We start from the raw sequence: 20,728 nt of genomic DNA on the forward strand, positions 1-20,728 counted from the left end.
CCTCTCTCAGTCCCAGTCCAGGCCGCCGCGCCGCCATACGTAGGCGTAGGCGACGAAGACCGCGACGATGAACATGACCATCTCCACGAAGCCGAAGATCGGCAGGGCGTCGAAGGAGACCGCCCAGGGGTAGAGGAAGATGATCTCGATGTCGAAGACGATGAAGAGCATCGCCGTCAGGTAGAACTTGATCGGGAACCGCCCGCCGCCCACCGGCTGGGGGCTCGGCTCGATGCCGCACTCGTAGGCTTCGAGCTTGGCCTTGTTGAAGCGCCGGGGACCGGCGAAGCGGGCGGCGGCCACGGAGAACAGCGCGAACCCCGCGGCGAGGGCGAACAGCCCGATGATCGGTGCGTAAGGCGAGAGCGACATCTTTTCTCCTGCTCGTCCTTCCCCTGCCCCTGGTGCTTGGCGAAAATCACACTATTCACGTCCCCCGCGACGGCTGTCGCCGGGGGGTCGATCTTTGTCCCCACGGCCCCGGCCGTCACCGGCCGTGACCTGCTCAGACGGCCGGCGCCGCCTTCGTCATCGCGTTGATGACCCGGTCCATCGCGTCCCCGTCGCGCGGGTCGGTCAGGTTGGCCAGCAGCTTGAGCACGAAGCGCATCAGCGTCGGGTGCGGCATGCCGTACCTGGTCGCCATCCGCATCACCTCCGGACGGCCGATCAGCTTCACGAAGATCCCGCCGAGCCGGTAATAGCCGCCGAGGCGCGCCTTCAGCTCCTGCGGGTACGCCATCAGCGCCCGCTCCCGCTCCGCGCCGGCCGGTCGCGCGAGGGCCTGGACCGCGACCTCCGCGGCCAGCTCGCCGGACTCCATCGCGTACGCGATGCCCTCGCCGTTGAACGGGTTGACCATGCCGCCGGAGTCGCCGACCAGCAGGACGCCACGGGTGTAGTGCGGGACCCGGTTGAAGCCCATCGGCAGCGCCGCGCCGAGGATCGGCCCCTCGGCGTTGGCCTCGTCGGTCATCCCCCAGTCCTCGGGGGTGTTGGCCAGCCAGTCGGTGAGCAGCCGCCGGTAGTTCGTCCTGCCGAACGCGGAGGAGGAGTTGAGCACGCCGAGGCCGACGTTGACCCGGCCGTCGCCGAGGCCGAAGATCCAGCCGTAGCCGGGGAGCAGGGCGTCGCTGCCCTTGGCGCGCAGCTCCAGCCAGGACTCCAGGTAGTCGTCGTCGTGCTTGGCCGGCGAGCGGTAGTAGCGGCGGACGGCCACGCCGATCGGCCGGTCCTCCCGCTTGGCCAGCCCGAGAGCGAGCGGGAGGCGACCGGAGACGCCGTCCGCGGCGACCACCAGCGGCGCGTGGAAGGTGGCCGGTTCGTTGTCCGGGCCGACCTCGGCCTGCACGCCGATCACCCGGTCGTCGGCGTCGAGCACCGGACCGATGACGTTGACGCTGGTCTGCAGCTTGGCACCGGCGGAGACCGCACGCTGGGCGAGCAGGTCGTCGAAGTCCAGCCGGGTGCGGACCAGTCCGTAGTTGGGGAAGCTGGCCAGGTCCGGCCAGTCCAGTTCGAGGCGTACCCCGCCGCCGATGACCCGCAGGCCCTTGTTGTGCAGCCAGCCCGCCTCAGGCGAGGTGTCCACGCCCATCCGGACGAGCTGCCGCACGGCCCGGGGGGTGAGCCCGTCCCCGCAGACCTTCTCGCGGGGAAATTCGGTCTTCTCCAGCAGCAGCACGCGTACGCCGTGCTTCGCCAGGTGGTACGCGGTCGCCGATCCTCCGGGACCGGCGCCCACGACGATCACGTCGGCGTCGTTCTCCACCGCGGTCATCTGCGCCTCCTCCCCGCATGCTCGTGAAATGCTTCACAAGCCGATCGGGTTGGAGTCTATGACCGCAGTTACACCCCGGGCCGGTGGGGGGTACCTAACTTCCCGGAAACACGCCGGTCGGGGTCCGTTTCGGCGTCAGTGCCGGGCGGGGGCGGCGGGGTCCAGGCCGGCGTCGACCCGGATCGCCGCCGGCAGGTGCTCGCGGAGCGCGCCGCCGGCGGCGCGGTCGAGCGCGGCCAGCACCTCGGCGACCACCTGACGGACGTCGGCCGGATCGGCGCCGGCCAGCTCCTTGAGCTGCGCGATGAGTTCGGTCGCGTCGTCGTCGGTGGGCCCTTTCGGCCGGTCTGGTGCCGTCATGGGGGCGAGCCTACGGGGCAAAGTAGACCAAAACCGGATATTCACGAAAGACGCCACCACCAGCGATGGCGGCGCCGTCAGACCCGGACCGCCCGGTGCAGCGCGACGACCCCGCCGGTCAGGTTGCGCCAGGCCACCCGCTCCCAGCCGGCCGCGCCGATCCGCCCGGCCAGGGCCGGCTGGTTCGGCCAGGCCCGGATGGACTCGGCGAGGTAGACGTACGCGTCGGGGTTGCTGGACACCGTACGGGCCACCACCGGCAGCGACCGCATCAGGTACGACAGGTAGACCGTCCGGAAGGCGGGGTTGACCGGGGTGCTGAACTCGCAGACCACCAGCCGGCCGCCCGGCCGGGTGACCCGGGCCAGCTCGCGCAGTGCCGCGTCGGTGTCGTTGACGTTGCGCAGCGCGAAGGAGATGGTCACGGCGTCGAAGCTGGCGTCGGCGAAGGGCAGCTTCAGCGCGTCCCCGGCCAGCAACGGCACCGCCGGACGGCTCCGCTTCCCGGCGTGCAGCATGCCCAGCGACAGGTCGGCGCCGACCGCGTACGCCCCGGAGTGGGCCAGTTCCTCGGTCGAGACGCCGGTGCCCGCGCCCACGTCCAGGACCTTCTCGCCCGGCCGCAGGTCGAGTGCGGCCCGGGTCGCCCGCCGCCAGGACCGGTCCTGCCCGAAGGAGAGCACCGTGTTGGTCAGGTCGTAGCGGGCCGCCACGCCGTCGAACATCGCGGCGACCTCGTGCGGCTGCTTGTCCAGGCTGGCGCGCTGGCCCTGTGGGGTACGGCTCACCCTTCCACTCTGCCAGCCTGGTCGCGGTCCCCGGCCGGTGGGTACCGGGCGGCCCCGGGTACGCGGAAGGGCGGGGTGCGTGACCACCCCGCCCTTCCGGTCGGATCAGTTGTCGGGCTTCTCGTCGCCCGGGGTCACCAGCACGACCTTGCGCCGGCGGGAGAGCACCAGCAGCGCACCGCCCGCGAGCAGGACGCCGCCGCCGATGCCGCCGATCAGCCCGACCTGCACACCGGTCACCGGCAGGCCACCGCCATCGCCGGAACCGCCACCGGTGCCGCCGTCGCCCGAGGTCGGGCTCGCGGTCGGCTGGGCGGTCGGGGTCGCGGTGGGCTGACCGGTCGGGGTCGCGGTCGGAGTCGGCTCCGGCCCGGCGGTCAGATCCACGAAGACGTCGAACTGGGCGATGTTGTCACCGTCATCGGTCTCGGCGAAGGCCTTGCGCTGCGCCCCGCTGGCGACCTGCGGCTCCTCCTCCGGCCGGCCCTCGGCGGCGTCCAGGCCGGCGGCGAAGAGGAAGCCCGGGCGGAGCAGCTTCTCGGTGACGTCCGCGCCGACCTTCACCCGCACGTCGGCGGTGTAGAACTGGCCCGGCCGCAGCACCGCGCCGGCGTCCTCGCAGTACGCCTGGGCGAACCCGCCCAGTTCCTGCTCGACGCAGCCCTCCGGCACCTCGGCGAAGGTGACGCCGGCCGGCAGGGTGATCCCGTACGCGATGCCGGTGGCCCTGCGGCTGCCGTCGTTGAAGACCGCCCAGTCGAGCGGGGCGGTGTCGCCCGGCTTGACGCCCGTGAGGCCCGACTCGCCGGCCTCGTCGCCGTCGACCGCCACGTCGGCGTACACGTCCTGCACCCAGGTGGTGAGGTCGTAGCCGGGCCGGGCCACGGTGATGTCGTGCTCGACGGTGTTGTCGTCGAGGTTCGGGTCGGCGGTGGCCGAGCTGATGGTGACCACCAGCGTGCCGGCGTCACCGCGACCGCCGGTGGAGAAGAGCGGGACGCCGAAGTCCTCGGTGGTGCCGCCGGCCAGGTCGCCGAGGAGGCAGCGGAAGGCGGTGCCGTCGACCTCGCAGCCGTCCGGGACCACGACGCCGACCTTGCGGTCCTTGAGGCCCCTGGTCTCCACAGTGACCGTGACGTCCTTCGCGGTTGCGGTGCCGCGGGTGTTGTCGACGGTGAACTTGAACGGCTTGGCCTTGGCCTCCTTGACGCCCTTGGCCAGTTCGTAGCTGAGTGGGGTCAGCGCCAGGTCCGCCTGGTCGGCGGCGTGCGCCGGGGTGGCCACGGTGGCCAGGCCACCGGCGGCGAGCAGGGCCACGGCGCCGGCGCGGGCCAGGGCCGAGCGGTGGAACAGTGTCATCGATCCCCCGGGGTTAGGGAAGACGGAAGGTTGCGAACCGGGCGGACGTTATCGGACATCGACGGCGGTGCGCCAGCGCCGACATGGGTTTCCGTCCACAGCGGTGCGAACGGATGAACAGTGAGGGCGGGATGGTCACCCATCCCGCCCTCACCGCGGTGCGTTATGTGAACGGCCCTCATGGGCCGATGGAGGACATGCCTCAGGCCGTCGGCTTCTCGTCGCCCGGGGTCACCAGGACCACCCGGCGACGACGCGCCGCCAGGTAGAGCGCCCCACCCGCGACGGCCGCGGCGATCCCGACGCTACCGATCAGACCGGCCTGCGGACCGGTGACCGGCAGACCGCCGTCGCCGCCGCCGTCCCCACCGCCGGCGCCACCCTCGTCGGTCTTCTTCTTCGCCACGATCACCGCGAAGTCGTCACTGTTGTCGCTCTCGTCGAGGTCCGGACCCTTCGGGACCTCGTCCCCCGCCACCTCCCGCAGGAACGACGGCAGCTTCGCCGGGGCGAGGCTCTTCACGCCGGCCGGTACCGAGCCGCGCGAGGACACCTCGGCGCTGCCGCCGTCGAGGCTGACCGGAGCCTTCACGTTGGCGGCGACCTTCACCGGGAACACGCCGAGCAGATCCTCGCCGGACTTGAGCTGGGTGAGCCCGCTCCGGCAGTCAGCGGTCCGCCGATCCGGGGTGTACGCGCACTCCTTCAGATCCGCGCTGAAGGTGACTCCCCTGGGGAGGGTGATCTTCAGGTCCACCCCGTCCGCGGTCAGGTCGCCCTGGTTCACGATGTACGCGAAGGCCACCGTCTCGTCACCCGGGTACAGCGGCGGCTCGGAGCCGTCGACCTCGTCATACTTCGCCCACTCGATCCGGGTCTTCACGTCCGGCACCAGCAGGCCGAGGTCGACACCGCTCTCCGTGGTGAGTTCGATCTCGCCGGTCTTCGTGTTGTTCTCCGGGTTGGTGTCGTCCTTCGACTGAATGCTGTACGTGACCGTGCCGGAGGAGGTCGTCACACCGGAGCTCAGGCGAAACGCGACGAGCGGAAACTCGAGGGTCTCACCCGGTCCGGGCAGCTGTTCCTCTTGCACATGGCAGGTCCAGCCGCGAACCTCGTACTGATAGGAATCCGCTTCGCAGTAGGTGCGGTCCCACGGCCAGATCGTGAACTTGTTGAACTCCGCCGCGTTGAGGTTGGCGGAGATACGCAGCTCGCTCGGGGTGTTCGGGCCCAGGTTCCTGACCTTCACCCAGGCCATCTTCTCCTCGGCCTTGGAGGTCGTGCGGATGTCGACGGCGTCGATCGCGAGGTCGGTCTCGGTGTCGGCGGCCTGGGCCGGAGTGCCGAGCGCGGTGAAGGCGCCGGAGGCGAGCAGCACGGCAGCGCCGAGCCGCGCGAGCGGCCGCTTGCGGAGCTTCATGGACGGTTTCCCCCGTGGCAGGAGCGAAAGGTACGCCGCCGCACGTTAGCGACCATCGATCCGCCTCGCCACCCTCCACCCCGAACCGTTATGACCTGCCCAAAGACCGGTCACCACAGGATTGTCCGGATAGATGACCATCTGCGGGGCCACCGGCACAGGCCGCGCTTCTGATTCCGTCCGCTCGGCGGAACCCCGACCACCGATCGGACGGTCGTCCGATCGGTGGTCGATCGTCAGCGGCTCAGCGCGCCGCCACCAGCGGCAGCGCCTTGCCGTCGCCGCCCGGCATGGCGATGCAGGAGGTGCCTCAGGCCGTCGGCTTCTCGTCGCCCGGCGTCACCAGGACCACCCGGCGACGACGCGCCGCCAGGAAGAGGACGCCACCGGCCACCGCCGCCGCCACACCGACGCCACCGATCAGGCCGGCCTGCGGGCCGGTCACCGGCAGGCCGCCGTCGCCGCCGCCGTTGCCACCGTCACCGGCGCCGCCACCACCGGTCTTCGCCGTCACGATCACGGCGTAAGCGTCGGTGTTGTCCGTCGCGTCCACGTCGCTGGCCGCCATCCCCTCGGCGTTGGCCGGGAGCGCGGTCCGCGCGGACGCCGTCTGGGCGATCGACGGCTGGGCCGGAAGCGCCTCGACGGAGACCTCCCCGCCGCTCAGGGCGCCGGCCTTGACGTCGGCGCCCACAGAGAGCAGGTGGTAGAACAGGCCGGCCGAGTCGAGGTCGTCGGTCGTGTCCTTGTCCTGCGACTGGGGAATCATGTTGACGTTGTCGTAGGAGCAGACCAGCGAGGTGTTGGCGTCGTTGTACTCGCAGTCGTCCTCGGCCTCGGTGAAGGCCACGCCCTTGGGCAACTTCACGCTGATCTTCAGGCCGGCCGCGGCCGCGTCGCCCTGGTTCAGGATGAAGTAACGCAGCTGAACGGTGTCACCCGCGTGCAGGTCACCGATTACGCTGATCTTGCGGCCCTCGACCTTGACGGCCTTGTCCACGTCGTGGGCCACCACGGTCAGGTCCGGGCCGGTGCCCTCGACCTTGACCTTGACGGTCGCCTCGTTGTTGGACTCGTCCGGGTCGATGCCCTCGCTGAGGATGAACGCGGTGATCTCGCCGGCGTCACCGGTCGCGTCACCCTTGCGGGTCAGCGGGAAACCCCAGTGTTGTTGGTCCCCGGCGAGTCGCCCCGTCCGCCGAAGCGGCACCGGACTTCGAGACCCCCGACTGGCAACCACTCGCCGAATGGCCGGCCCGGCCGCGCACCGGTCACTGTGCGCCAATGTCGAATCAAGCGAACCAACGGTGCCCGCCTCAAACGACGCCCGCCGGTGTCGCCTGGCGCGGGCCCGGCCGGCCACCTCGGGCGTCGCCTGGCGCGGGCCCGGCCGGCCACCTCGCTCAGCCGGCGTCGACCAACGGCAGGTTCCTGCCGGCACCTCCGCCGGGCAGGGCGATCGAGGAGAAGTGGGACACCACCCGCTCATCGGTCGGGTCGTCCGCTGGCGTGTGGTGCACGGCCAGCCGGTGGTACAGGGTGTCGCGCTGCGCCGGGATCCGGCCCGCGGAGCGGATCATGCCGATCAGCTCGTGCAGGTTGGAGCGGTGCCGGGCGCCCGCCGAGGAGATGACGTTCTCCTCCAGCATGATCGATCCCAGGTCGTCGACGCCCATGTGCAGCGCGAGCTGGCCGGCGTCCTTGCCGGTGGTCAGCCAGGACGCCTGCAGGTGCGGCACGGTCTCGAAGAAGAGCCGGGAGACCGCGACCAGCCGCAGGTATTCCAGCGTGGTGGCCTGGGTCCGGCCCTTGAGGTGGTTGTTCTCCGGCTGGTACGTCCAGGGGATGAACGCCCGGAAGCCCTTGGTCCGGTCCTGCACGTCGCGGATCATCCGCAGGTGCTCGATCCGCTCGGCGTTGGTCTCGCCGGTGCCCATCATCATCGTCGCGGTCGACTCGATGCCCTGGCGGTGGGCCAGTTCCATGACCTCCAGCCAGCGCGCGCCGGACTCCTTGAGCGGGGCGATCGCCTTGCGCGGCCGGTCGGGCAGCATCTCCGCGCCGGCGCCGGCGATCGAGTCGAGCCCGGCCGCCTTGATCCGGGCGATGGCCTCGTCCAGGCTGACCCCGGAGACCTTCGCCATGTGCAGGATCTCGCTCGGGCCGATCGAGTGGATGGCGAGCTGGGGGTACGCCTTCTTGACCGAGGAGAAGAGTTCCTCGTAGTACTCCACGCCGTAGTCCGGGTGGTGGCCGCCCTGGAGCATCACCTGGGTGGCGCCCAACTCGACCGCCTCGCCGCACCGGCGCAGGATCTCCTCGGTCGGGTGGGTCCAGCCCTCCTTGTGCTTCGGCGCGCGGTAGAACGCGCAGAACTTGCACGCCGTCACGCAGACGTTGGTGTAGTTGATGTTGCGGTCGATCAGGTACGTGACGATGTTGTCCGGGTAGCGCCGGCGGCGTACCGCGTCCGCCGCCTCGCCGAGGGCGTGGAAGGGCGCCTCGGTGTAGAGCAGCAGGGCCTCCTCGGGCGTGATCCGCCCGCCGTCCGCGCCGCGCTGCAGGATGTCGTCGATCTCCCGGCTCACCGTCACGCCCCCGAGCCTACGTCGCCCCCGCAGAACTCCCCCCGGGTGCCCTTCCACTTTCCTCCACCCCACCCGCCCACCTCGCGATCTTGCAGTTTCGGCCCTCGTTCCGTCCGATAAGCGGGGAACGTCCGGGCAGCAACTGCAAGATCGCGGGAGGAAGGGCTGGGGTCACGCGTCGTAGTCGACCGTGAGTTTGTCGGTCACCGGGCTGGACTGGCAGGTGAGGACGTAGCCGGCGGCAATCTCGTCGGGCTCCAGGGCGTAGTTGCGGGCCATCGTCACCTCGCCCTCGACGACCTTGGCCTTGCAGGTGGAGCAGACCCCGCCCTTGCAGGCGTACGGCAGCTCGCCGCGGACCTTCAGCGCCGCGTCCAGCACCCGCTCGTCGCGGCCCATGGTGAAGCTCGACAACCGGCCGTCCAGCACGATGGTCACCTCGGCGCCGGCGCCGGGCTCGTCGCCCGGTCGGCGCGGCGGCTCCGGCGGCGCGTCGACGTGGAACAGCTCGGTGTGCACCGCCGACTCCGGCAGACCCCGGCCGGTCAGCACCGCCTTGGCGTCCACCACCATCGCGTACGGGCCGCAGAGGAACCACTCCTCGATGGCGTCGCCCGGCACGATGGTGTCCAGCAGCCGGCCCAGCCGCTCGGCGTCGATCCGCCCGGAGAGCAGCGGCGACTCGCCCTGCTCCCGGGAGAGCACGTGCACCAGGTGCAGCCGGGTCGGGTAGCGGTCCTTCAGGTCGGCCAGCTCCTCGGCGAACATCACCGTGTTCGCCGTGCGGTTGCCGTACACCAGGGTGAAGGTGCTGGCCGGCTCGACGGCCAGGGCCGTCGCGACCAGCGCGAGCACCGGGGTGATGCCGGAGCCGGCGACCACCGCGCCGTAGTGCCGGACCCGGTCCGGCGCGACGGCCGTGGTGAAGTGCCCCAGCGGCGGCATCACCTCGACCGTGTCGCCACCGCGCAGCGCCCCGCAGGCGAACGCGGAGAAGGCGCCGCCGGGGATCTCCCGCACCCCGATCCGCAGCCGACCGTGCCGGGCCAGGTCGTCCGGGATCGAGCAGATCGAGTACGACCGCCGCACGTCCTCGCCGTCCGTCCCGGTCCGCCGCACGGTCAGGTGCTGGCCGGCGGAGAACGCGAAGGTCTCCCGCAGCTCCTCCGGCACGGCGAAGGTGATCGCCACGGCGTCGTCGGTGAGCCGGTCGACGGCGGCGACGGGGAGCGGGTGGAAGGCCGGCCGGCGACGGACCGGGCGGGTGATCGTGACAGTCACAGCGCCTTCAGGTGGTCGAAGGGTTCCTGGCAGGAGCGGCAACGCCAGAGGGCCTTGCACGCGGTGGAGCCGAAGCGGCTGATCTGCTCCGTCTCCGGGGAGCCGCAGCGCGGGCAGCGGACGGCGAGGGTCAGCGGCACCACGTTCCCGGCGCGCACCGGGGCCGGCGGGGCGATGCCGGCGGCGGTCAGCTTGGCGCGCCCGCTGTCGGAGATCCAGTCGGTGCTCCAGGCCGGGCTGTAGACCGTGCGGACCTCGGCGTCGGGATGACCGGCGGCGGCCAGCGCCCAGCGGATGTCCGCCCGGATCACGTCCATCGCCGGGCAGCCGGTGTAGGTGGGGGTGATGGTGACGACCACCCGGCCGGTGGCCGGGTCCTGGTCGACCGCCCGCAGGATGCCGAGCTCGTCGATGGTGATGACCCGGATCTCCGGGTCCACCACCGCCGCGGCGGCCGCCCTGGGGTCGGTCACCACTTCGCCCCCGGATGGGCGCGGTGCAGCACCTGCATCTCGGCGAGCAGGTACGACAGGTGTTCGGTGTGCACCCCGTCCCGCCCGCCGGCCGGCGCCCAGCCGGTCTCCGGCCGGGTCAGCGTCGCCTCGTCCAGCACCGCGGACACCACGGCGTCGAAGTCGGCCCGCAGGGTGGCCGGGTCGACCGGCGCCGCCGGGTCCGCCGTGAAGAGCTCGTGGTGGTACGGCCAGACCTGGTCCACCGCGGCCTGGGCGCGCCGGTGCGACTCCTCGGTGCCGTCGCCGAGCCGCTTCACCCAGAGCGAGCTGTGGTCCAGGTGGTACGCCGACTCCTTGCGCGCCTTGGCGCCGATCGCGGCGAGCCGCTCGTCGGCGCAGCCGGCCAGCGCGGTGTAGAGCGGCAACTGGTACGCCGAGAGCAGCAGCAGCTTCACCATGGTCACCGCGAAGTCGCCGTTGGGCAGCTCCACCAGCAGGCAGTTGCGGAACTCCCGGTCGTCGCGCAGGTACGCCAGCGCGTCCTCGTCCCGGCCGGCGCCCTCCAGCTCGCCCGCGTACGACAGCAGCAGGCGGGCCGCGCCGAGCTGGTCGAGGGCGATGTTGGCCAGCGCGATGTCCTCCTCCATCTCCGGCGCGCGGGTGGCCCACTCGCCGAGCCGCTGCGCCGCGACCAGCGCGTCGTCGCCGAGCCGGAGGACGAAGTCGAAGGAACCGTTCACAGGTGGGCCACCCCGTCCGGCACCTCGTAGAAGGTGGGGTGGCGGTAGACCTTGTCGGCGGCCGGGTCGAAGAAGGCGTCCTTCTCGTCGGGGCTGGACGCGGTGATCGCGCTCGCCGGCACCACCCAGATGGAGACGCCCTCCTGGCGGCGGGTGTAGACGTCCCGGGCGTTGCGCAGGGCCAGCTCGGCGTCGGGGGCGTGCAGGCTGCCGACGTGGGTGTGCGACAGCCCGCGCCGGGCCCGGACGAAGACCTCCCAGAGCGGGGTGTGTTCGTTGCTCACGCGGCCACCTTCTCCTTCTGTTCCGCCCGCTTGGCGGCGTACGCCGCGGCGGCCTCACGTACCCAGGCGCCCTCGCGGTGCGCGGCCCGGCGGTGTTCAATCCGCTGCCGGTTGCACGGGCCGTTGCCCTTGATCACCTGCATCAGCTCGTCGTAGTCCGGCTGGGTGTAGTCGTACGACTGCCGCTCGTCGTTCCAGCGCAGGTCGGGATCGGGCAGGGTGAGGCCGAGGCTCTCGGCCTGCTGCACGCACATGTCCACGAAGCGCTGGCGCAGCTCGTCGTTGGAGAAGCGCTTGATCTTCCACGCCATGGACTGCTCGGAGTGGGTGGAGTCACCGTCCGGCGGGCCGAACATGGCCAGCGACGGGTACCACCAGCGGTCGACGGCGTCCTGGGCCATCGCCTTCTGCGCCGGCGTGCCGTGGGCGAGGGTGTGCAGGATCTCGTAGCCCTGCCGCTGGTGGAACGACTCCTCCTTGCAGACCCGGATCATGGCCCGCGCGTACGGCCCGTACGAGCAGCGGCAGAGCGGCACCTGGTTGACGATCGCGGCACCGTCCACCAGCCAGCCGATCGCCCCCATGTCGGCCCAGTTCAGGGTGGGGTAGTTGAAGATCGAGCTGTACTTCTGCCGGCCTTCGAGCAGCAGGTCCACCAGCTCGTCCCGGCTGACGCCCAGGGTCTCCGCCGCGGCGTAGAGGTAGAGGCCGTGACCGGCCTCGTCCTGGACCTTGGCCAGCAGGATCGCCTTGCGCTTGAGCGAGGGGGCCCGGCTGATCCAGTTCCCCTCCGGCTGCATGCCGATGATCTCGGAGTGCGCATGCTGCGCGATCTGCCGGATCAGCGTCCGGCGGTACGCCTCGGGCATCCAGTCGCGCGGCTCGATCTTCTGGTCGGCGTCGATCACCTCGGTGAAGTACGCCGCCAGGTCCTCGCCGGGGCCGGGGCCGTCCGCGCGGCGGCCGCGGGCCGCCGCCTCACGCAGGGCCGTCTCGGCCGCCTCGACCTGGCCGAGCAGGTCACCGCCGGGAGCGTCCTCTCCGGCGGCGAAGTCGTTGCCATACATGGCACCAAGTGTTACAGCTCGCCCTCAACCACACCAGAGGGTGTAACAGGATTCCGGATGCGGCTTTCGTCACCGGCCGGCAACACCGGGCCGAACCAGGCCCAGGCCTGGTTATGACTTGCGTCACTTGGAGAACGTGAATCCTCTCAAGGGCGGCATAGCGGCGTTTAATCCCGGCTTCTCGGCATGTTGGCGAGCGTCGGGTTCTGGCGCGTCGCCAGTCGGGACGTAAGCTTTCCCGGTCATACCGATCGGCTGCCGACGATCGCCGTCACGGACGAGGCCACCTCCCCCGGCCTCGGCGATCAGGCCGACACATTCGGAAAACAGCCGGCCCCCCGGCCCTGACATCTGGAGCTCACCCACTCATGCGATCTCGCGTGATCATGGTGCTCGCCGTCCTGGCGGTCCTGCTCGGCGCCGGTCTGCTGGTGCCCGCGGCGTACGCCCGACTCGGCGGCGAGGACGGCGCACTCAGCGGCATCGGCGGCAGCGCGGCCGAACAGGTCCCCGCCCCCACGCCGACCGCGCCTCCGCCGCCGACCCTGGCGGCCGGTCCGGTCGCGGTGAACTTCAAGGGCGAGTACTTCTCCTGGGCCCTGATGGACCGCACGACCGGCAAGGTCTCCGGCTCCAAGAATCTGAGCGCGACCAACTCGACCGAGTCGATGCTCAAGGCCTGGATCGTCTCCGACTACCTGCGCCAGCTCGGCGACAAGGAGCCGTCGGCCAGCCTGAAGAAGCAGGCCAGCCTGGCCATCCGGGACAGCAACGACGACGCGGCCAACGCGGTCTACCGGGCCGCGGGCGGTTCCTACAAGGTGCCGGCGGGCGGCCAGCCCGGCCCGGTCGTGAAGCGGGCGATCAGCACCTGCGGCCTCACCGACACCAAGCGCGGCAACGTGCCCGGCTACGAGGGTTGGTGGAGTTTCACCCGGATGTCCCCCCGGGACGCGGTCCGGCTCGGCGACTGCATCGCCGACGGCAAGGCCGCCGGCCCCAAGTGGACGAAGTGGGTGCTGGACGAGATGTCCAAGGTCCGGGGCAGCGTCAGCCAGCAGCAGACGCGCTCCGGTGGCGGCAAGTGGGGCATCGTCGACGGCCTGCCGGCCGAGATCAAGGCGCAGGGCCCGGTGAGCATCAAGAACGGCTGGACCCCGCTCAGCTACGACGGCAACTGGCACGTCAACTGCCTCGCCGTCACCGACAAGTGGAGCCTCGCCGTGATGCTGCGTTACCCACAGAGCGGCAAGCTGGACTACGGCGCGAAGGTCTGCGCCAGTGTCGCCACCCAGCTGGTGACCCCGCAGCCCGGCGCGGCGCTCAAGGTGCCGCAGCAGCCGGTCGGAAAGCTCTGATGGCCGGCAAACGGCGCGGCGGTCGTGGCGGCCGGCGGGAAAACCAGCCGCTGAAGCTCGCCGCGTTCGCGGCGATCCTGATCGGTCTGGTGCTGGTGTCGCTGCGGCTGCTGCCCGGATCGCCGCTCCAGTCGGTCGCCTCGCACTGGGGCGACCCGTCCGGCCCGGACCGGTCCACCGATGCCCCGACCGACCGCCGCGACCGTCCCAGGCCGACCCCGTCGCCGACGCCGTCGCTGGAGCCGCTGCCGTTCGAGGACAGGCAGATCGACCTCGACCTCACGGGCTGGTACGCCTGGAGCGTGCTGGACACCCGGACCGGGAAGATCATCGGCTCGAAGAACATGGGCGAGACCAGTACCACCGCCTCGCTGATCAAGTCCTGGATCGTCGCCGACTACCTGCGCAGGGCGGACGAGGCCGGCACGACCCCCAGCGACGCCAAGCTCGCGGACGCCACCCGGATCATCCGGGACAGCGACAACACCCGGGCCGAGAAGTTCTACAACTCCATCGGGCGGTCCGCCTCGATCAAGCGGATGGTCTCCATCTGCAAGACCACCGACAGCAGGCCGGCCGCGGACGGCGGCTGGAGCCGGACCAACCTGTCCCCCCGGGACACCGCCCGGCTCGGCGCGTGCATCAAGGACGGTCGCGCCGCCGGTCCGCAGTGGACCAAGTGGCTGCTCAACGAGATGCGGCAGGTCCGCGGTGCGGGCGACTTCGGCATCCGCAAGGCGTTCCCCGCGGCGGAGCAGAAGACCATCGCCATCAAGAACGGCTGGGTCGACCGGACCAGGGAGCAGGAGATCCACATCAACTGCCTGGCCATCGGCGACAACTGGACGATGGGCGTGATGGTCCGCTACCCGATCGGCATGGGCTACGACTACGGCATGAAGAACTGCCAGAAGATCACCGAAGCGGTGCTCCGCGGCGACACCTGAGCCGCCTGATCCACCCCCGTTTCGCCGATGTGGCGGTGTCCCGGTTTCGGGGACACCGCCACATCGCCGTTCCGGCGTCCGCCCGCCCGGCGCGGACGCGCCGGACGGCGGCGTGGTCGGGCGGCCAGGGGGCAGCGTGGTCGGGCGGCGTGGTCAGCCGGCGAAGAACTCGGGGCCGTCGGCGGGCAGCGCGGGGGCCTCGCCGATCTCCGCGGCCCGCCGGGCGAACTCCCGGAGGCCGGCCACCTGCCGTTCGCCGAGCGAGAAGTCGAGGGTACGGAAGTAGGTGGCCAGGGTCGCCGCGTCGAACGGTTCCCACCGGGCGGCCGCCTCGGCCACCTGGTCCAGCTCGGCCAGGCAGAGATCACGGGAGCGCAGGAACGCCTCGTGCACCTCCTTGACCATCCCGGGGTGGGCGGCGGCGAAGTCGCGGCGTACCGCCCAGACGGCGAAGACCATCGGCAGCCCGGTCCAGTCCCGCCAGGCCTGGCCGAGGTCGGTCACCTCCAGCCCGCGGCGCGGCGCCTCGTAGAGGGCGCGCAGCGCCACGTCGCCGATGAGTACGCCGGCGTCGGCCTCCAGCAGCATCTGGGTCAGGTCGGGCGGGCAGCGGAAGTACTCGGGGCGGACGCCGTACCGCTCGCCGAGCAGCAGCCGGGCGAGGAGCACGCCGGTCCGCGAGGTCGAACCGAGCGCGACCCGGCCGCCGTCCAGCTCGGCCAGCGGCTTGGTGGAGACCACGTTGACCGAGAGCACCGGACCGTCGCTGCCGACCGCCAGGTCCGGCAGGAGCAGCAGCTCGTCGGCGTGCCGCAGGTACTCCACGTGCGAGATGGGGCCGATGTCCAGGTCACCGGCGACCAGCGCGGCGCTGAGCCGGTCCGGGGAGTCCTTGTGCAGGTCGACGTCGAGCAGCGCACCGGAGCGCATCAGCCCCCAGTAGATCGGCAGGCAGTTGAGGAACTGGATGTGCCCGACCCGGGGGCGTGCCACGCGCTCAGCCATGACCCGACCGTATCCCCGCGGGCCGCGGCCGGCTCAGCGGGTCGACCCCGGAGTGGCCAACCCCGCACCGGCCGGCACCGGCGCGGGCTCACCAGCCGGGCCGCCGGCCGTCGGGTCCGCGTCGACCGCGCTGCCGCCCGTCGGGCCGGCACCTACCGCGCTGCCGCTGGTCGGCTTCGCGCCGACCGCGCGTTCGGCGCGGATCGCCCGGCGCACCGGCACCGCGAACACGGCGACCACCAGCAGGCCGGCCACCCCGCACCCGGCGACCAGCGGCCGGGGATCGGCCACCGCCAGCAGCAGGCCACCGACCACGAAGCCGGCCATCGCCGCGCCCTGGACCGCCGCCCCGAAGACGGCGAACGCCCGGCCGCGCGCCGCCTCCGGCACCCGCCGGGCCAGCAGCACGTTGTTGAAGACGTTGTCACCGCCATTGCAGACCCCGCCGAGCAGCCAGATCGGCACCAGCAGCAGCGCGGACGGGACCGCCGCCGAGACCAGCACCATCAGGCAGCACCCGCCGAGCAGGGCCAGACCCGCCCCGAGCAGCGCGCCGTCGTCGGTGAGCCGCCGGACGAGCCGGGCGAAGAGCCAGCCGCCGACCAGGATGCCGAGCGTCCAGGCGCCGGTCACCAGGCCGTACACGGTAGTGGAGCTGCCCAGCGTCTCCCGGATGAAGAAGACCTCGACCACGTTGATCGCCCCGACCGCGCCGATCACCCCGGCGAGGGTGGCGACCATCGCGACCAGCAGCGGGTCGCGCCGCAGCCGCCAGGTGGTCACCGCCGCCGCATCGCCGGTGGCCGCCGGCTCCGCACGCCGGCCGCCCCGTCGGGTACGGATGAGCAGCCCGGCCGCCACCAGGGCGAGGTAGCTGCCCGCATCGACGAGCAGCGGCAGACGGGCGCCGAACTCACCGACCAGCACCCCGGCCACCGCCGGGCCGGCGAGCGCGCCGAGCGTGCCGGCCGTCTGGTTCAGCGCGCTGGCCCGGGGCAGGTCGTCGGCCCGGACCATGGCGGGCACCAGGGCGGAGAGCACCGGCTGGGTGACCGCCAGGCCGGCGGCGAGCAGCGCCAGCAGGCCGATCACCAGCGCGGGGTGCCCGGCGTACGCCAGCGCGAGACAGATCCCGGCCTGGACGGTCCCCGTGACCACCAGCAGCGTGCGGCTGTCCACCCGGTCGGCGAGCCGCCCGGTCAGCGGGGCGAGCGCCACCAGCGGCAGGGTCGCGGCCAACAGCAGCCCGGACACGGCCAGCCCGCCCGCCCCAGCGGACTGCAACGCCAAGATCAGCGCGCTGGCGGCGAGGAAGTCCCCACAGCTGGAGACGCCTCGGGCAGCGGTGGCGAGCCAGACGTCGGACCAGCGCGACGGACCAGTTGTGAAAGACATACTTCGAAAATAATCCTTCACACCTGGTGGACGCAACCCCGGTCAGTCGATGGGCAACGCCCGGTACTGCAAGGCGACGGTGCGAGCACCAGCGGGCGGATCCTTCCGGAGCCGCTTCCGATAGGGGTTGAGCAGTTCCTGGACGGAAAGGTTCAGCGCGGCCAGTTCCTCGGCGGTGAGCAGCAACAGGGAGTCGCTGAGCCAGGCCGCGTCGTACCACTCCGGCGGCTCTCCCGGAGCCCGGCGGATCCAGTCGCGGGTGCGCTGCGCGTCCCGGGCGGTGTGCGCCTCCACCAGGGCCAGCTCGGCGGCCTGCGCCTCCGAGTCGGCCGACCGCCCGGCCTCCACCAAGTAGGACGGGCTGAAGGCCTGCCACACCCGTTCCCGCGCGTCGCCCCGGCTGGGCGCCTCCTCGATCAGGCCGAACTTCGCCAGCGCCCGCAGGTGGTAACTGGTCGCGCTCGGCGAGAGGCCGGCGATCTCGGCGCACTCGGTGGCGGTCGCGCCGCCCTCCAGCGAGCTGAGGTATTCCATGATCGCGAGTCGGGCCGGATGGGCCAGCGCCCGCATCACCTGCGGGTCGCTGATCGTCATCCGGCGCTGCTCGGGGCGCGCCTCGGTCATGCCCCCCATGATCCCGGCCCACCCTCCCCGGCACCATCGCCCCACGCCACCCGACACCGGCAACTAGGCTCGGCGGACCCGGGGCAGGAAGATGACATGCAGACGTCCGTGACGATCGGCCAGATCCCGACCGGCTGGAACATCGACACGAATCTCGCGTCGATCGAGGAGGTCGTGGCGGACAGCAAACCCGACGACGTCGTGCTGCTGCCCGAGGGCGCCCTCTCCGGCTACGCCCCGGACCTGTCGCCGCTCGCCACGCTCGACCGCGCGGCCCTCGCCGAGGCGATCGACACGGTGGCCGGGATCGCCCGACGCCGGGGCGTCCACCTCTTCTGCGGGTCGCTGCTCCCCGAGGGCGGCGCCTGGTGGAACGCCGCCCTCTACTTCGCGCCGTCCGGCGACCGGTGGACCTACCGCAAGATCAACCTGGCGGTGAACGAGCGCCCCGTGCTGCGCGCCGGAGCCGAGCTGCCGACGCTCCGCGTACCCCAGCCCTGGGGGGACCTCGTCGTGGGCGTGCAGCTGTGCCGCGAGATCCGCTACCCGGAGCAGTGGCAGCACCTCGCCCGCTCGGGCGCGGACGCCTTCGTCTACCTGACCAACGCCGCCAGCCCCGAAGCGGCGGCCGGCGTCTGGCGCAGCCATCTCATCAGCCGGGCCGCTGAGAACCAGCGGTTCGTGTTCGCTGTCAACCTCGCCGACGAGCGCCAGCACTGTCCGAGCATGGTCGTCTCGCCCCGTGGCGAGGTGCTCGCCGAACTGCCGGCCGGCGAGATCGGCACCCTGCGGGTCACCGTCGACCTGACCCAGGTCTCCGACTGGAGTCTCGGCCAGCAGCGCCGGGACGTCCTCGACCTGCACTACCACCCACCGGCTCAGCCCTCCGACTGATCAACCGCCGCAGGCTCCGATGAGCGGGGCCGCCGTGCGGGCCGGGTCAGCGGCAGGCGCCTCGAGGAATTCGGTTGCCCGGCCGATTCAGGGGAGTAAGCTGCTCGTTTCCCGCCTGACGGCCGCGGTGAGTAAGCACCGCAGCGGACGTCCCCGCGCCGACCGACGAGTCGGAAACGCGAGCGGCAGCGTTGTTCCCCGTCACGAGGAGTACGTGGATGACCCTGCACGCCCAAGAACGGTCCCTGAACGCCGAGCTCGCCGCCGAGCGGGCCCACCTGGACACCTCCCGCATCGCCCTGCGCCGGATGCGCGAACGCGCCGAGGCGCTCTTCGCCGGCGGCGACCAGGTCGCCGGTGACCCGTACGCGGCGGAGATGCTGGGCCGGACGCTGGCCCGGCGGGTCGCCGAGCTCGCGGACGACCCGACCACCCCGCTCTTCTTCGGCCGGCTCGACTTCGGCGGGACCGCCGAAGGCCAGCACGGCGGCCAGGCGGACGCCGACCACGCTGGGCGCGAGTACCACGTCGGTCGCCGGCACGTCACCGACGAGCGGGGCGAGCCGCTCGTGCTGGACTGGCGGGCCCCGGTCTCCCGCTCGTTCTACCGGGCCAGCGCGCGCGACCCGCAGGGCGTCGCCGTCCGGCGCCGGTTCGGGTTCAGCACCGGGGTGCTGACCAGCTTCGAGGACGAGCACCTGGACCGGGGCGAGGAGCTGGGTACGGCCAGCCGGATCCTCACCGCCGAGGTCGAGCGCCCCCGCGTCGGGCCGATGCGGGACATCGTCGCCACCATCCAGCCCGAGCAGGACGAGCTGGTCCGGGCCGACCTGACCGACTCGATCTGCGTCCAGGGCGCGCCGGGCACCGGGAAGACCGCCGTCGGGCTGCACCGGGCCGCGTATTTGCTCTACCTGCACCGGGAGCGGCTGCGCCGCTCGGGCGTGCTGATCGTCGGGCCGAACCGGGCGTTCCTGTCGTACATCGCGGCGGTGCTGCCCGCGCTCGGCGAGGTCGAGGTGGAGCAGTCCACGGTGGAGGACCTGCTCGCCCGGGTGCCGGTGCGCGCGGTCGAGGACCCGGCGGTGGCGGCCCTCAAGCACGACGCGCGGATGGCCGAGGTGCTGCGCCGGGCCGTCGACGCGCAGATCGGGGAGCCGACCGAGCCGATCATGGTGTCGGACGGGTCGTTCCGCTGGCGGATCGGCCTCGACCCGTTGCACCGGGTGGTGCGGGAGGCCCGCCGGGAGGGGCTGCCGTACGGCACCGGGCGGGAGCGGGTCCGGGCCCGAGTGGTCGGGCTGCTGCAACGCCAGGCCGAGGCGCGCCGGGCCGAGTCGCCGGGTGACGCCTGGCTGCGCCGGATGGGCAAGGCCAGGCCGGTGACCGCCTTCCTCGACGCGGTCTGGCCGGCGCTCACCCCGGAAGGGCTGGTGCACACGCTGCTCGGGGACCCGGCGGCGCTGGCCGCCGCGGCCGACGGGCTGCTCACCACCGAGGAGCAGGCGCTGCTCCTCGGCCGGGCAGCCACCGAGGGACCGGACGACACGGCGGCGGCCGGGCGCCGGCAGGACCGGGGTGCGACCGGCACGAGGCTCGGCCGCACGCCGAAGGCGACGAAGTGGACCGCCGCCGACGCGGTGCTGATCGACGAGGCCGCGGGCCTGATCGAACGGCCGGCCGGCTTCGGGCACGTGGTGGTCGACGAGGCGCAGGACCTCTCCCCGATGCAGTGCCGGGCCATCGCCCGGCGCAGTGAACACGGCTCGATCACCCTTCTCGGCGACCTGGCCCAGGGCACCGCGCCGTGGGCCGCCACCGACTGGCGCGAGTCCCTGGCCCACCTCGGCAAGCCGGATGCGGCGGTGGTGCCGCTGAGCGTCGGCTTCCGGGTGCCCGCCGCGTTGGTCGCGTTCGCCAACCGGCTGCTGCCGGCGCTCGCCGTCGACGTGCCCCCGGCCGAGTCGCTGCGCCGCGACGGGGCGCTCGACGTGCGTACCGTGACCGACCTGGACGCGGCGACGGTGGCCGAGGTGCGGGCGGCGCTCGCGCACGACGGCTCGGTCGGTGTGATCGCCGCCGACGCCGCGGTGGACCGGCTCCGCGCGGCGCTCGCCGCCGCTGGCGTCGAGACCACGACCGCCGACGACGTGGCGGCCGCGGCGCGGGTCACCGTGGTCCCCGCGACCCTGGTCAAGGGCCTGGAGTACGACCACGTCGTGGTCGTCGAGCCGGCCGCGATCGTCGCGGCGGAGCCGCGCGGACTGCACCGCCTCTACGTGGTGCTGACCCGGGCGGTCTCCCGGCTGTCGGTGCTGCACAGCGTGGCGCTGCCCGCCCCGCTGGTCGACGCGGCGGCCTGACCGGGCGGGCCAGCCGA

20 protein-coding genes are annotated in these 20,728 nt (G+C 72.2%); 4 read left to right on the forward strand and 16 right to left on the reverse strand.

Features of this window, described 5'->3' with window-relative positions:
• Positions 1 to 6: 6 nt before the first annotated feature.
• The 13 genes from ACLQ2U_RS01335 to paaA all read right to left on the reverse strand — a co-directional run bounded on the left by ACLQ2U_RS01335 (position 7) and on the right by paaA (position 12,125).
• On the reverse strand, positions 7 to 372 hold the full coding sequence (locus tag ACLQ2U_RS01335) for an NADH-quinone oxidoreductase subunit A (protein WP_425748630.1): 366 nt from the start codon (positions 370 to 372) through the stop codon (positions 7 to 9).
• Positions 373 to 505: 133 nt separating this feature from the next.
• Positions 506 to 1,780, reverse strand: coding sequence for a geranylgeranyl reductase family protein (locus ACLQ2U_RS01340; RefSeq protein ID WP_425748631.1), 1,275 nt, complete (start codon positions 1,778 to 1,780; stop codon positions 506 to 508).
• A gap of 135 nt (positions 1,781 to 1,915) precedes the next feature.
• Entirely contained in the window at positions 1,916 to 2,140 is a 225-nt protein-coding gene (locus ACLQ2U_RS01345) for a hypothetical protein (RefSeq protein WP_425748632.1), read from the reverse strand.
• Positions 2,141 to 2,217: 77 nt separating this feature from the next.
• Positions 2,218 to 2,928, reverse strand: a complete 711-nt coding sequence (locus tag ACLQ2U_RS01350; protein WP_425748633.1) for a demethylmenaquinone methyltransferase — start codon at positions 2,926 to 2,928, stop codon at positions 2,218 to 2,220.
• 105 nt (positions 2,929 to 3,033) lie between these two features.
• Positions 3,034 to 4,287 carry an LPXTG cell wall anchor domain-containing protein gene (locus ACLQ2U_RS01355; protein WP_425748634.1) on the reverse strand — a complete coding sequence of 418 codons (1,254 nt, stop codon included), beginning with the start codon at positions 4,285 to 4,287 and terminating at the stop codon, positions 3,034 to 3,036.
• A 202-nt stretch (positions 4,288 to 4,489) separates the two neighbouring features.
• Complete coding sequence (locus tag ACLQ2U_RS01360) at positions 4,490 to 5,710, reverse strand: hypothetical protein (RefSeq protein WP_425748635.1); 1,221 nt, start codon at positions 5,708 to 5,710, stop codon at positions 4,490 to 4,492.
• A 310-nt stretch (positions 5,711 to 6,020) separates the two neighbouring features.
• Entirely contained in the window at positions 6,021 to 6,920 is a 900-nt protein-coding gene (locus ACLQ2U_RS01365) for an LPXTG cell wall anchor domain-containing protein (RefSeq protein ID WP_425748636.1), read from the reverse strand.
• A gap of 193 nt (positions 6,921 to 7,113) precedes the next feature.
• The gene (mqnC, locus tag ACLQ2U_RS01370; protein WP_425748637.1) at positions 7,114 to 8,304 is read right to left on the reverse strand and encodes a cyclic dehypoxanthinyl futalosine synthase; all 1,191 of its coding nucleotides are present in this window, start codon (positions 8,302 to 8,304) and stop codon (positions 7,114 to 7,116) included.
• A 165-nt stretch (positions 8,305 to 8,469) separates the two neighbouring features.
• Positions 8,470 to 9,579 (reverse strand): 1,2-phenylacetyl-CoA epoxidase subunit PaaE, encoded by a 1,110-nt coding sequence (gene paaE / locus ACLQ2U_RS01375; protein ID WP_425748638.1) that lies wholly within the window; start codon positions 9,577 to 9,579, stop codon positions 8,470 to 8,472.
• Positions 9,576 to 10,052 carry a 1,2-phenylacetyl-CoA epoxidase subunit PaaD gene (gene paaD, locus ACLQ2U_RS01380; RefSeq protein WP_425748639.1) on the reverse strand — a complete coding sequence of 159 codons (477 nt, stop codon included), beginning with the start codon at positions 10,050 to 10,052 and terminating at the stop codon, positions 9,576 to 9,578. The genes paaE and paaD overlap by 4 nt, the downstream gene beginning before the upstream one ends.
• Positions 10,049 to 10,774, reverse strand: coding sequence for a 1,2-phenylacetyl-CoA epoxidase subunit PaaC (gene paaC / locus ACLQ2U_RS01385; RefSeq protein ID WP_425748640.1), 726 nt, complete (start codon positions 10,772 to 10,774; stop codon positions 10,049 to 10,051). Before paaC ends, paaD begins: the two co-directional genes overlap by 4 nt.
• Positions 10,771 to 11,058 carry a 1,2-phenylacetyl-CoA epoxidase subunit PaaB gene (gene paaB / locus ACLQ2U_RS01390; RefSeq protein ID WP_425748641.1) on the reverse strand — a complete coding sequence of 96 codons (288 nt, stop codon included), beginning with the start codon at positions 11,056 to 11,058 and terminating at the stop codon, positions 10,771 to 10,773. Before paaB ends, paaC begins: the two co-directional genes overlap by 4 nt.
• Positions 11,055 to 12,125 (reverse strand): 1,2-phenylacetyl-CoA epoxidase subunit PaaA, encoded by a 1,071-nt coding sequence (gene paaA / locus ACLQ2U_RS01395; RefSeq protein ID WP_425748642.1) that lies wholly within the window; start codon positions 12,123 to 12,125, stop codon positions 11,055 to 11,057. The genes paaB and paaA overlap by 4 nt, the downstream gene beginning before the upstream one ends.
• 368 nt (positions 12,126 to 12,493) lie before the next feature.
• Between paaA and ACLQ2U_RS01400 the strand changes: the two genes are divergently transcribed.
• On the forward strand, positions 12,494 to 13,483 hold the full coding sequence (locus ACLQ2U_RS01400; protein WP_425748643.1) for a hypothetical protein: 990 nt from the start codon (positions 12,494 to 12,496) through the stop codon (positions 13,481 to 13,483).
• Positions 13,483 to 14,430, forward strand: coding sequence for a hypothetical protein (locus ACLQ2U_RS01405; RefSeq protein WP_425748644.1), 948 nt, complete (start codon positions 13,483 to 13,485; stop codon positions 14,428 to 14,430). The genes ACLQ2U_RS01400 and ACLQ2U_RS01405 overlap by 1 nt, the downstream gene beginning before the upstream one ends.
• 153 nt (positions 14,431 to 14,583) lie before the next feature.
• Here the strand turns inward: ACLQ2U_RS01405 and ACLQ2U_RS01410 are convergent, their stop codons facing one another.
• The 3 genes from ACLQ2U_RS01410 to ACLQ2U_RS01420 are packed head-to-tail and all read right to left on the reverse strand — an operon-like array spanning position 14,584 to position 17,454.
• Entirely contained in the window at positions 14,584 to 15,435 is an 852-nt protein-coding gene (locus ACLQ2U_RS01410; protein ID WP_425748645.1) for a menaquinone biosynthetic enzyme MqnA/MqnD family protein, read from the reverse strand.
• Between the two features lie 33 nt (positions 15,436 to 15,468).
• The gene (locus ACLQ2U_RS01415) at positions 15,469 to 16,830 is read right to left on the reverse strand and encodes an MFS transporter (protein WP_425748646.1); all 1,362 of its coding nucleotides are present in this window, start codon (positions 16,828 to 16,830) and stop codon (positions 15,469 to 15,471) included.
• A gap of 42 nt (positions 16,831 to 16,872) precedes the next feature.
• Positions 16,873 to 17,454 carry an ArsR/SmtB family transcription factor gene (locus ACLQ2U_RS01420; protein ID WP_425748647.1) on the reverse strand — a complete coding sequence of 194 codons (582 nt, stop codon included), beginning with the start codon at positions 17,452 to 17,454 and terminating at the stop codon, positions 16,873 to 16,875.
• A 96-nt stretch (positions 17,455 to 17,550) separates the two neighbouring features.
• Between ACLQ2U_RS01420 and ACLQ2U_RS01425 the strand changes: the two genes are divergently transcribed.
• Positions 17,551 to 18,348 carry a carbon-nitrogen hydrolase family protein gene (locus ACLQ2U_RS01425; RefSeq protein WP_425748648.1) on the forward strand — a complete coding sequence of 266 codons (798 nt, stop codon included), beginning with the start codon at positions 17,551 to 17,553 and terminating at the stop codon, positions 18,346 to 18,348.
• A 218-nt stretch (positions 18,349 to 18,566) separates the two neighbouring features.
• Complete coding sequence (locus ACLQ2U_RS01430; RefSeq protein WP_425748649.1) at positions 18,567 to 20,711, forward strand: HelD family protein; 2,145 nt, start codon at positions 18,567 to 18,569, stop codon at positions 20,709 to 20,711.
• Positions 20,712 to 20,728: the final 17 nt, after the last annotated feature.

The organism is Micromonospora sp. DT47 (assembly GCF_049844475.1).
Classification (GTDB): domain Bacteria; phylum Actinomycetota; class Actinomycetes; order Mycobacteriales; family Micromonosporaceae; genus Micromonospora.